Source organism: Bacillus canaveralius (assembly GCF_002860125.1).
Lineage (GTDB): Bacteria > Bacillota > Bacilli > Bacillales > Cytobacillaceae > Bacillus_BJ > Bacillus_BJ canaveralius.
This window is the reverse complement of record NZ_PGVA01000079.1, coordinates 1-10892: the sequence shown is the minus strand read 5'-3', so window position 1 is coordinate 10892 and position 10892 is coordinate 1. Positions and strand designations below refer to the sequence as shown.

Here is a 10892-nt window from a genome sequence, read left to right as displayed (position 1 = left end):
AAATAAAAATAAACTTAACGTTGACGTTTTTGCTTGCTTGTTCAGTTTTCAAAGAGCAATAAACTCATATATCGCCGCGAGGCGACTTTACTAATATAACATGTGGCGTCCTTTAAGTCAACACCTTTTTTTGAAACATCCGTCTGCATCGAAAAGTAATGTGATACGCATTTCGAAGCGACGGATATCAATATAACAAGTATTTAATAAAAGGTCAAGAGGGTTTAAAGTTTTTTTAATATAATTTTTTTGTTGCTTTATATACTCTGTGAAAAAGGGATTGTCCTTTCGTTTCTACATTGACGACTTCAACTAAATTCTTTTCATTAAGATATTCAAGCAGGACTCCCAGGTCAACGGAATAGGCTGTTAATTCTTCTTCATTCATTATTTCATCGAATGTCCAAAGATCTTTTTCCTTCAATACGTCTATAATATGTGCGGTTCCCATTTGTGTTCTTGAATGAATTAAAAACTCACTTGCTAAAAACAGCAACTCAAGTCTTTTTTCAAGGGGCTCTTCACTGCTAACCAATTCCTCATAAAGCTTAAAAATCTCCGGTTCAATCTTTTTAACCTGATGCCAGACAGTCACTTCAGGATGGAAGCCATTTTCGATAACGGCTAATCGGGCAAGATGGTGCAAAGAATGGACAACATGGTTATATGCATCCAGGTAATGCTGATTATCAAAAAAAGCTTTCCCATCCGTATAGCGGCGAATTAATTTTGCAAACTCAAGCCCTATTTTTATCTTACGGCCGTAGAAAGGAAATTCCTGCAGCTCGATCTTTAGATTGTGAATATATTCGTTCCGGTCAAAAAGAATTTTGCCATTATAAAGCCAATCTATAATTTTTCGATTTGACCCAAGTAAAAGCCATTCATGTAATTGTTGTTCACTTATAATATGAAGAGCCGCCTTTTTATTACCATAGCTGTAGTGCTTCACATATACTGATCGGTCTGCTTCCTTAACCACTATCAGCAAAATCGCATCAAATGTATCGGTAGTCGGGCTCGATTTTTGTTTTTTTTCAATCATCAGGACGCCGAGGGTGTTTGGTTGGCTGGCCCGTTCTTGATATACAGGCCTAAGAATGTCCTCCATCATCATTCCTCCATTTTTTTAGTAGCTTATGTTTTCGACAAAAAATCGAAAATTTCCTTCTTAATTATTAGGGAGATTTCAAACAAGCTTAAACCATTCCACTTCCTCCGACCGAAATGATATAATGTATGTATTCTTTAGGAGGTACAAGGATGGCTAAATATTCTAGTAAGATAAATAAAATTCGGACGTTTGCTCTAAGCTTAATTTTTATTGGAATTATTGTCATGTACGGGGGGATTTTCTTTAGAAACTCACCCATTGTGATGATAATTTTTATGATACTTGGACTTCTTTTTATCATTGCCAGTACTGTTGTTTACTTTTGGATTGGAATGCTCTCAACAAAAACTGTTCAGGTCGTCTGCCCGAATTGCGGGAAGCATACAAAGCTACTTGGCCGTGTGGATATCTGCATGTATTGCAACGAGCCTTTGACTCTTGACCAAAATCTTGAGGGAAAAGAGTTTAATGAAAAATACAATCGAAAATAATAGAAAGAAGCCGTCATCAGACGGCTTTTCTCTATTGATTTTATAATTTTCTAAACAACAAAAAAGCCAATAGCTCCGGGCTATCAGCTGGCTTAATGCGCTTCTTTAAACGAACAGTCGGAACAAGTTCCGTAAATCTCCATACGATGGTGGCTTACTTTAAAACCGGTAACATGAGAAGCAAGCTGCTCAACTTCATCAAGCCCAGGATAATGAAAATCAACGATCTTTCCGCACTTTTCACAAATCACATGATAATGATGGCTTGTCACAAAATCAAAACGGCTGGATGAATCGCCATAAGGTAACTCTTTAACAAGTCCTACTTCACGAAATACTCTTAAATTATTGTAAACTGTCGCCACACTCATGTTAGGAAATTTTCCTTCCAATGACTTATATATTTCATCTGCAGTCGGATGTGACATTGAGTTTATTAAATATTCAAGTATCGCATGACGTTGCGGAGTAATCCTGACGCCCGTTTCCTTTAAGGTTTCCAACGCTTCTTTTAATTGACCGTGATCGTGATCCATCGCCATGCACCCCTCTTCTGAAAGTATTCTTATATTATAATCTTTATAATTAGTCTACTCAGTTTTCAAGCATTTTGTCAATACACAAACATGATAATAAGGTTAACTGATTTAATTTTCGCTATGAAGAGGCATTTCTTTTTGCCCTAAATGAAGGTTCACAAATCGGGCAGAGACAAACAGGAAATCTGAGAGCCTGTTCAAATAAGCTAGCACTAATGGATTGAAGTCAGCATTGATTCCAACCGCACATCGTTCTGCTCTTCGGACCATTGTCCTTGCAACATGGAACGCTGCGCCAGCAGAATGGCCACCCGGCAGAATAAAGTTTGACAACGCTGGCAAAAAAGCATCCAGCTTGTCAATCATTTGCTCTAATTCATGTAAATGCTCTTCTTTTAAAACCCATTTCACTTCTCTTCCATTTGGAGTGGCAAGTTCTGCTCCAACATGGAATAAAGCTGTTTGAATTTTATGGAATACTTCTTCAAGTTGATCTTTCCCGTCAAAAAACTCGTTGCTTAAAAAGCTTAATGACAGCCCGATCATTGAATTCGCTTCATCACAAGTTCCATAAGCCTCGACACGCAGATCATCTTTTGCTACTCTTTCACCGTAAATAAGTGATGTTGTCCCTTTGTCTCCGGTTTTTGTATAAATCTTCACCTTTCAATATCCCCTTTCAAGGTTAATCACATTTAAAAATCCATTATCTTTATTAATATATGTATGTAAATTATATTTAAAAATAGTAAATGATCTCGGCATGTAGTTTTTGGTGATACTCGAAAGATGGGGAGTCACGGTTATGTTGTTCATTTCCCAAAATGGATGCTGTTTATCGAGGGGCTCATTCTGTAATAAAAACTTCGGCACTATAAAATGCGCGCTCCGCTTCATCCATTCCTTTATAAAACTCAAAATCAACTTCTGGAAACTCCTCCCTGACGGCTTTTTGCAGTTCTTCAGAAGGAAATATCGAAGAAACGACTTTCATATTTTTCACCCCATTGTGTTTCTTTCTTCCATAATATAATATCATTCCACCCACGTAACCGAGTAAATTCACAATATATTAAGCTAACCGAAAACACGAATTAAATTGTCTTACTCTACGAGGAGGATTCCGTATGACAGCGCATAATACTGCGCCTTGTTATATGTTCATACAAAAAAAAGACGGCCCAGTTAGACTGGACCGCTAAGACTTATCTGAGGAGGTATGCCCTAATAAAATGATATTCAAGATGCCGCTTTTGGCATGGACAAAAGCCTTGATGCCAATAAAATAGGCTTCCATCAGCAAAATCATTTTATTGCAGGTTTTCAGTAATATACTGCAAAGCCTCTTCAACATGGTCTTTCACTGATACTTTTCTCCATTCTTTAACGACGATTCCATTTTGGTCGATCATGAACGTCGACCTTTCAATCCCCATATATTCCTTGCCGAAATTTTTCTTCAGTTTCCACACCCTGTAAGCTTCTGCGGCTATATGTTCTTCATCAGCAAGCAATAGAAACGGCAAATCATACTTGTCAATAAACTTTTCGTGTTTTGCAACCGGGTCAGTACTAATGCCGATAATAACTGCATTCGCATCAGCAAAGCTTTGATGGTGGTCGCGAAAATCACAGGCTTGAGTTGTACATCCAGGTGTCATATCTTTCGGATAAAAATAAAGAACGATATTTTTCCCGCGAAAGTCTGCGAGGCTGACAGTTTGTCCATTACTTGCCGGCAGTTTAAAATCGGGGGCTCGTTTTCCGGTCAATTCATTCACACTATTTTCCTCCAATTGCATTTAGCATATAGGTAAGCGTATCCAAAATTCTTATAAAAAACAAACTTTCAGCATCGCACACCTCATTTTTCCGAATCAAAGACCGCCCTTGCCACGAATGCGGCCGGGATCGTATAGCCGATCAATGCCTCGATAACTGCAATCATCCGCCCTATGCCAATAGGAAATACATCCCCATAACCAACGGAAAAAAGTGTCATCGCGCTAAAATAAAGCGAGGTTTCCAAACGGCTCCAAAAGTCGACCGCAGCTCTGGTTCCTGCTTCGATAAGTACAGGCTCGCCCTGTAATTCAAACAACATAAACACCAAACCAAAACCGATCATAATCGTCGCATATATTAAAATGAGAAACAGGAAATTTTCAAAAGAGACACGCTTTCCTTTTATTTTATAGGGTAAAAATAATGTGCGCAAACTCATTCCGATACAGAAAATGACTATGGCCAGCATCGCATAAAACATCATCTTGTCCCCTCTTTTCCGGACAACTCCCTTCATCCATCTATACGCATAAGCATTCATTGATATGCCGGCTTGCCAGCAGTTAAAAGTAGGAACGTCCGAAGAACCACATATGTTCATCTATGTTGCAATATGAAACAATATTTAACAGAAAAATACTATTGAGTACTCCCCATGTGTTAAAAACAAGCTTATAATAATGAAACGTGTCCGCAAATCATGTAAAATAGAGGACAGATTTTCACGAGGAGGATATCGATGCAGTTTTCTAATTCAGAACGATTACATAAAGAAGCACTCGAACATATTGTCGGTGGGGTAAACAGTCCATCACGCTCATACAAAGCTGTTGGGGGCGGAGCACCCGTCGTGATGGAACGCGCGAACGGAGCATATTTTTGGGATGTTGACGGCAATCAATATATAGATTATTTAGCAGCGTACGGGCCGATTATCACCGGACATGCCCATCCGCACATAACGAAAGCAATAAAAACAGCAGCAGAAACAGGAGTTCTTTATGGAACACCTACCCCGCACGAAGTAAAATTCGCAAAAATGATTAAAGCAGCGATGCCCGGTTTAGAAAAAGTACGTTTTGTCAATTCAGGTACTGAGGCCGTAATGACTACGATTCGTGTAGCCCGGGCTTACACGGGAAGGGATAAGATCATCAAATTTGCCGGCTGTTACCATGGCCATTCTGACCTTGTGCTCGTCGCAGCCGGTTCAGGACCATCGACGCTCGGCACTCCGGACTCTGCGGGCGTGCCTAAAAGCATTGCACAGGAAGTTATTACCGTTCCTTTTAATGACATCGAACCATTTAAAGAGGCTCTTGAAAAGTGGGGCGATCAAATAGCTGCTGTCTTGGTCGAGCCGATCGTTGGAAACTTTGGGATCGTTGAACCTAAAGAGGGATTTCTGCAACAAATAAACGAGCTTGCCCATGCTGCAGGCGCACTGGTCATCTATGATGAAGTTATTACAGCGTTTCGTTTTATGTATGGAGGAGCCCAGGACCTGCTTGGGATCCAGCCCGATTTAACGGCACTTGGTAAAATCATTGGCGGTGGGCTGCCGATCGGTGCCTATGGAGGAAAGCAGGAAATCATGGAAACCGTCGCTCCGCTTGGGCCAGCCTACCAGGCCGGAACAATGGCAGGAAACCCAGCTTCTATCTTATCGGGAATCGCATGTCTTGAAGTCCTTAAGCAAAAAGGAGTGTACGAGCATTTAGACCATCTCGGCCAAATTCTTGAAGAAGGCATTCTCGAAGCAGCGAAACAATTTAATGTTCCTATTACAATAAACCGTTTAAAGGGAGCCTTCACGATCTACTTTACGGACGTGACAGTGGAAAACTACGAGCAGGCCGAAAATACGGATGGGGAAATGTTCGCGAAGTTTTTTAAACATATGTTGAACCAGGGCATCAACCTGGCGCCGTCTAAATATGAAGCGTGGTTTATAACGATTGCCCACACGGAAGAAGATATTGAAGCAACACTTCATGCTGTCCAAAACGCATTTTACTTACTTGCAAACGAATAAATATTCATCTTTTTATACATTCCGGAAGATTTTTTATCTTCCGGCTTTTTAATAACCCACTATGAAAACGCTTGCAAATAATACTATTATACATTTTTTTATATTTTTCTTCATCAATTAGCATCCATCTTGCTGTATAATAATTGATTTCTGAAAATTCTTATGATATGATACGAATATTACGTAAAAAATACCTTTCAAAAACCGTTCACGTTTTATTACCCTTTCCTTTTTCCACCGTAATTACCTACTCAAACATGAGTTTATGAAACATTTTTATTTAGGAGGTGAACCGGCTTTAGGGAACATCTAAACTCTTCCTAAGCCGAGGCTATGACACAAAAATGGAGTCCTTCTCTTTTTACTGAATTTCACAGGCAGGAACATGATGCTTGCGGAATTGTTGCTTCTTTGGAAAAAACAAAAAAACCTACTAATGAGAATATATTTAATTGTATAAATGCATTAGTCACCATGAACCACCGCGCCGGATTTATAAACGGCGAAGGAGACGGAGTCGGTATCCATATCGATATTCCGCGTGAACTCTGGAAGGAAAAATTCAAGAAAGACAACCTTGATCCTGCTGTGGTTGACCAGGAGAATTTTGTTGTCGGTCATATTTTCATCTCGAGAAAGTCCGACAGTCAATCTATTAAAAATGAACTATTTAAAAAATTGGAAGCTTCTCAGTTTGATATATTATTCCAAACAGACAGTGTAACGAATACCTCTGCACTAGGACCGATCGCCATCCAGGAAAACCCGGTTTTCTGGCAGTTTGCGTGTGTCTCACCGTTTACCGGACAGGAACAGTCCAAAGCTTTATTTGAGCTGATTATCGATTTTGAACTGAACGAAAATGTTCATGTGGCTTCTTTAAGCCAGCATCATGCCGTTTATAAGGTGATGGGAGCCGGCGATATTCTGCCGAAATATTATCATGATCTTGCAAACCCACTGGTCGCTTCGACTATCACTCTTGGCCATAATCGTTATTCTACCAATACCCTGTCAAGCTTTTTCAGGGTCCAGCCTTTCAGTATACTTGGTCACAATGGCGAGATTAACACGATAGCCAAGCTTCGCGATGAGGCAAAAATGATTGGCGTTCCGCTAGTCAAAGACGGCAGCGATTCCCAGGATTTAAGCAGAACAATGGAAACGTTTATTTGTCGTGATGGCTATTCTTTATTTGAGGTCATGGACTTGTTGTTCCCGCCGATTATCAATGAGATAAAAGCATATCCAGAACACAAGCAGGATCTTTATACTTATATTCGTGAAGCCTGGGGCCATTTTGCCCAGGGGCCGGCCGGTATCATTTCGCGATTTGGTGATGAAGCTGTATTTAGTGTTGATGCTCTTGGCCTTCGTCCGCTTTGGATGCTCGAAACAGAATCATCTTACCTATTCTCCTCTGAACCGGGAATCATTCCGGCAGAAGAATATATGAATGATCCAAAACCATTGGCACCCGGGGAAAAGGTTGGCTTTAAATGGGACGGACAAACATTGAAGGTTTATGAGCAGGAACAATACCAGGCTGAAGTGTACAACCGCTTTTCACAAAGAGTCAGCTTTGCAGATACAAGAAAAAGGTTAAACCCTCCGGCGCCGGCCAAAACGGTCTTAATGAATTATCCAACCAAAATTCATAACGGCCAGTATAGAGCGTTTGGCTGGGAACGCGATCATGTTCAGCTCGTTGAACAGATGGCTGAAAAAGGAGCCGAACCAATCCGGTCGCTTGGCCATGATGCACCGCTTGCAGCCATAAATCCAGAGAGAAAAAACATTCCGGATTATATAAAGGAAAGCGTTGCTGTTGTGACAAATCCGGCAATCGACCGTGACAGGGAAACCGAACATTTTTCAACTAGAACAATTATCGGAAAGCGTCCTAGTTTATTTACTAAAAATGAAGCGAATACCATTGTTGAGCTTTTATCACCTATTTTAATTGAAGGTAAAGCGGGCTTCGAATGTTCCCGCGAGCTCCAGCAGCCTAGCTACGATCAGATTGTCCATCTATTCCGGGAGCAACAGCTTGCTTCTTATTTGTCTTCGACATTTACAAACGAAGAAACGATTGACCATGCCTTAGAGCGGCTCGCTGAAGCCTCTGTTGCCGCTGTTAAAAACGGAAAGTCGCTGTTGATTATCGATGATGCCGATTCCCATCAAGAGGGCCATTACTGGCTTGATCCGCATCTTGTTATTTCTGCGATCGACCAGGCGCTTGTTAAAGCAGAGTTGAGAAGAGATTGTTCTCTTTTACTTCGCTCAGCAGCGATTCGTTCCTTGCACGATATTATTACATCATTTGGTTTAGGAGCTGACCTGATCAGCCCTTACTATATGTTCACGACGGTGCTGGACGAATCTTTGAAGCCGCTTGTCAACTTATACAGCGCTCTGACAAAAGGGCTTGAGAAAGTCATTTCCACAATCGGTATTCATGAACTGCGCGGATATGGCCGCCTTTTCTCAGCGATCGGTTTGAATGAGCAAGTCGCTGAATACTTGAACATTGTCAACTTCTTTGGTGCAGCACATTTAGCCAGTAACTTTGAATCGATGAAAGAAGATGCGATCTTACGGGCAGCTGACTATCAAAATGAGAAAGAACGAATCGGCAAAACGTTCCATCTCTTCCCGCGTATTTGGAAAGCAATCGGCGAAGTAGCTTCGACTGGTGATTACAATGCTTATCGGGAAAAAATCAGTGAACAGGAAGAACAAAATCCTACAACGATTCGCCATTTAACAGGCTTGAAAAAAGCGGCAGCACCCGTGAGACCGGAGGAAGTCAATATCAGCGTGGGAAAACACAGTCTGCCATTTGTGATCGCGTCAATGTCTTTCGGTTCACAAAATGAAACGGCCTTCCGGGCTTATGCGGAAGGAGCAGACCGTTTAAATATGGTCAGCTTGAATGGTGAAGGCGGCGAGATCAAAGACATGCTCGGCAAGTATCCAAGAACACGCGGACAGCAAGTCGCTTCCGGAAGATTTGGTGTCAATGCTGAACTGTTGAATTCAACCAACTTGCTTGAAATTAAAATCGGCCAGGGCGCCAAGCCTGGAGAAGGTGGTCACCTCCCTGGTTCAAAAGTTACAGCAAAGATTGCTGAGGCACGGAACGCAACAATCGGTTCCGATTTAATCTCGCCTTCAAATAACCATGATATTTATTCGATCGAAGATCTTGCGCAAATGATTCACGAGCTGAAAACGGCTAATGACCAGGCACAGGTCGCGGTAAAGGTCCCGGTCGTTCCCAATATCGGAACGATTGCTGTCGGCATTGCAAAAGCAGGCGCCGATATTATTACACTGAGTGGATTTGATGGCGGAACGGGTGCCGCAAGAATTCATGCCCTCCAACATGTCGGCCTGCCGGTGGAAATTGGTGTCAAAGCCGCACATAACGCCCTTCTTGAAGCAGGATTGCGTGATAAAGTAGAGCTTTGGGCTGATGGAGGAATCAAAAGTGCACTTGATGTTCTGAAAGTGATGCTTCTTGGCGCTAACCGGGTTGGCTTTGGTACACTTACCATGATTTCAATCGGTTGTACAACATGCCGTGGCTGCCATCTTGACACATGCCATGTCGGTATCGCAACGCAAATTGATTCCGAAGCCCAGGCAAAGGAACACGGCTTGCGCCGGTTTGTGCCGAGACAGTATGATTTAGCTGTACAAGGGCTCATTAATCTGTTTACAGCGTTTGGCCAGGAATTAAAAGCATTGGCCGCTTCAATAGGAATTAAAAACCTGCAGGACGCGGTTGGCCGTTCCGATCTGTTGGAACAAGTTAAAGGCAAAGATCATCTCGATTTAACCTATTTACTAAAAACGCTCGAAATAGGCCAGCTTAATCAAAAGGAAGCTGCTGCGGCATTGGAAACAAAACAGCTTCAGGTTGCGGTAGGCGCCGAATATCTGGATGGAGTTGATTCGGAACTGCACCAGTCCCGCGAGTTCCAGAGTGTGAATTCGGAGCAGCGAGTGCTGGCGAGCCGCGTATCATGTCATCGTGTTCGCGGTCGTCTCGACGGCTCCTATAAAACCCTTCCTCCTGTTGATTTGAAATATGAAGGATCGATTTTAGGAAACGGGCTGGGAGCTTATAACAGCGAAGGCATTCGTATACAGGTCAGCGGAGGCGGCCAGGACGGGATTGGCAAAACCTCGTTCGGCGGAAGCATCCAAATCGCCAAGTCAAAAGGCAAGGATGGCCAATTTTATAATGGGGCCGTTGGAAAAGGCTTTGGCTATGGAGCGCAGAAAGGGCTGCTCGTTGCCCAGGGAAATGCCGATGCACGTGCCGGAATCAGATTGTCCGGGGCTGATATCATTATCGGCGGGCTTATTAAAGAACCACTGCCTGAAAAAGAATTTGGCAATATCGGTTCTAAAGCCAATATTAAAGGATTCGCCTTTGAATATATGACAAACGGCAGGGGCCTTGTACTCGGTGATCCGGGCCCATGGATTTGCGCCGGAATGACTGGCGGTGTTGTTTACTTGCGCCACCAGCCAGAGATGGGATTAACGAAGGACGCGATCCAAAGAAGGATTGCGAAAGGCGCTAAAGTTTCGGTAACAGCCTTATCTGAACAAGGAAAAGCAGATGTGGCAGAGCTTTTACAAAATTATCTGCAAATGCTAAACGCACAGGAACAGCATGATGAAGCTGCCGACCTTGCCTTGCTACTGGCAAATCCGGAAAAACACTTTGTCCAGGTTGTCCCTGTAAAAGAGCAGGCAGACCCTTCCGTTTCAACAGAATAATAACTTTAAAGCCCGTTTGCCATTATTGGCACGGGCTTTTTGTTTGGTCTAAATCATCTTCATAGAAGTATGAGTAAAATGTTTGTAGGAGAATTATTTCCCTTCTCATCCAGATAATGGCGTAGCCG

Annotated in this window: 9 protein-coding genes; 3 read left to right on the top strand and 6 right to left on the bottom strand. The window is 42.3% G+C overall.

Going from position 1 to position 10892, the window contains the following annotated elements:
• Window positions 1–235: 235 nt before the first annotated feature.
• The gene (locus CU635_RS21560) at window positions 236–1111 is read right to left on the bottom strand and encodes a nucleotidyltransferase-like protein (protein ID WP_101579438.1); all 876 of its coding nucleotides are present in this window, start codon (window positions 1109–1111) and stop codon (window positions 236–238) included.
• A gap of 152 nt (window positions 1112–1263) precedes the next feature.
• Here CU635_RS21560 and CU635_RS21555 point away from each other — a divergent pair, with 152 nt between their 5' ends.
• Window positions 1264–1605: a YgzB family protein gene (locus CU635_RS21555; protein WP_101579437.1), complete on the top strand. Its 342-nt coding sequence runs from the start codon at window positions 1264–1266 to the stop codon at window positions 1603–1605.
• 92 nt (window positions 1606–1697) lie between these two features.
• On the opposite strand, the gene perR is transcribed toward CU635_RS21555, so the two are convergent.
• The 5 genes from perR to CU635_RS21535 form a co-directional block, all read right to left on the bottom strand.
• A complete protein-coding gene (gene perR / locus CU635_RS21550) occupies window positions 1698–2141 on the bottom strand; it encodes a peroxide-responsive transcriptional repressor PerR (protein ID WP_281258921.1) in 444 nt (147 codons plus the stop codon).
• Window positions 2142–2252: 111 nt separating this feature from the next.
• Entirely contained in the window at window positions 2253–2807 is a 555-nt protein-coding gene (locus CU635_RS21545; RefSeq protein WP_101579435.1) for a cob(I)yrinic acid a,c-diamide adenosyltransferase, read from the bottom strand.
• Between the two features lie 184 nt (window positions 2808–2991).
• Entirely contained in the window at window positions 2992–3138 is a 147-nt protein-coding gene (locus tag CU635_RS23555) for a hypothetical protein (RefSeq protein ID WP_180955550.1), read from the bottom strand.
• 316 nt (window positions 3139–3454) lie between these two features.
• The gene (gene bcp / locus CU635_RS21540; protein WP_245917556.1) at window positions 3455–3925 is read right to left on the bottom strand and encodes a thioredoxin-dependent thiol peroxidase; all 471 of its coding nucleotides are present in this window, start codon (window positions 3923–3925) and stop codon (window positions 3455–3457) included.
• An 83-nt stretch (window positions 3926–4008) separates the two neighbouring features.
• Window positions 4009–4413 carry an ion channel gene (locus CU635_RS21535; protein WP_101579433.1) on the bottom strand — a complete coding sequence of 135 codons (405 nt, stop codon included), beginning with the start codon at window positions 4411–4413 and terminating at the stop codon, window positions 4009–4011.
• Between the two features lie 255 nt (window positions 4414–4668).
• Between CU635_RS21535 and CU635_RS21530 the strand changes: the two genes are divergently transcribed.
• Both CU635_RS21530 and CU635_RS21525 read left to right on the top strand, forming a co-directional pair.
• The gene (locus CU635_RS21530) at window positions 4669–5964 is read left to right on the top strand and encodes a glutamate-1-semialdehyde 2,1-aminomutase (protein WP_101579432.1); all 1296 of its coding nucleotides are present in this window, start codon (window positions 4669–4671) and stop codon (window positions 5962–5964) included.
• A 333-nt stretch (window positions 5965–6297) separates the two neighbouring features.
• A complete protein-coding gene (locus tag CU635_RS21525; RefSeq protein WP_101579431.1) occupies window positions 6298–10764 on the top strand; it encodes a glutamate synthase-related protein in 4467 nt (1488 codons plus the stop codon).
• Window positions 10765–10892: the final 128 nt, after the last annotated feature.

What these genes read in the sequence shown, in the direction of transcription:
- CU635_RS21560 (WP_101579438.1), bottom strand. Translation starts at nt 1,111, where the DNA reads ATGGAGGACATTCTTAGGCCTGTATATCAAGAACGGGCCAGCCAACCA.
- CU635_RS23555 (WP_180955550.1), bottom strand. Translation starts at nt 3,138, where the DNA reads ATGAAAGTCGTTTCTTCGATATTTCCTTCTGAAGAACTGCAAAAAGCC.
- CU635_RS21525 (WP_101579431.1), top strand. Translation starts at nt 6,298, where the DNA reads ATGACACAAAAATGGAGTCCTTCTCTTTTTACTGAATTTCACAGGCAG.
- CU635_RS21530 (WP_101579432.1), top strand. Translation starts at nt 4,669, where the DNA reads ATGCAGTTTTCTAATTCAGAACGATTACATAAAGAAGCACTCGAACAT.
- perR (WP_281258921.1), bottom strand. Translation starts at nt 2,141, where the DNA reads ATGGATCACGATCACGGTCAATTAAAAGAAGCGTTGGAAACCTTAAAG.
- CU635_RS21555 (WP_101579437.1), top strand. Translation starts at nt 1,264, where the DNA reads ATGGCTAAATATTCTAGTAAGATAAATAAAATTCGGACGTTTGCTCTA.
- CU635_RS21535 (WP_101579433.1), bottom strand. Translation starts at nt 4,413, where the DNA reads ATGATGTTTTATGCGATGCTGGCCATAGTCATTTTCTGTATCGGAATG.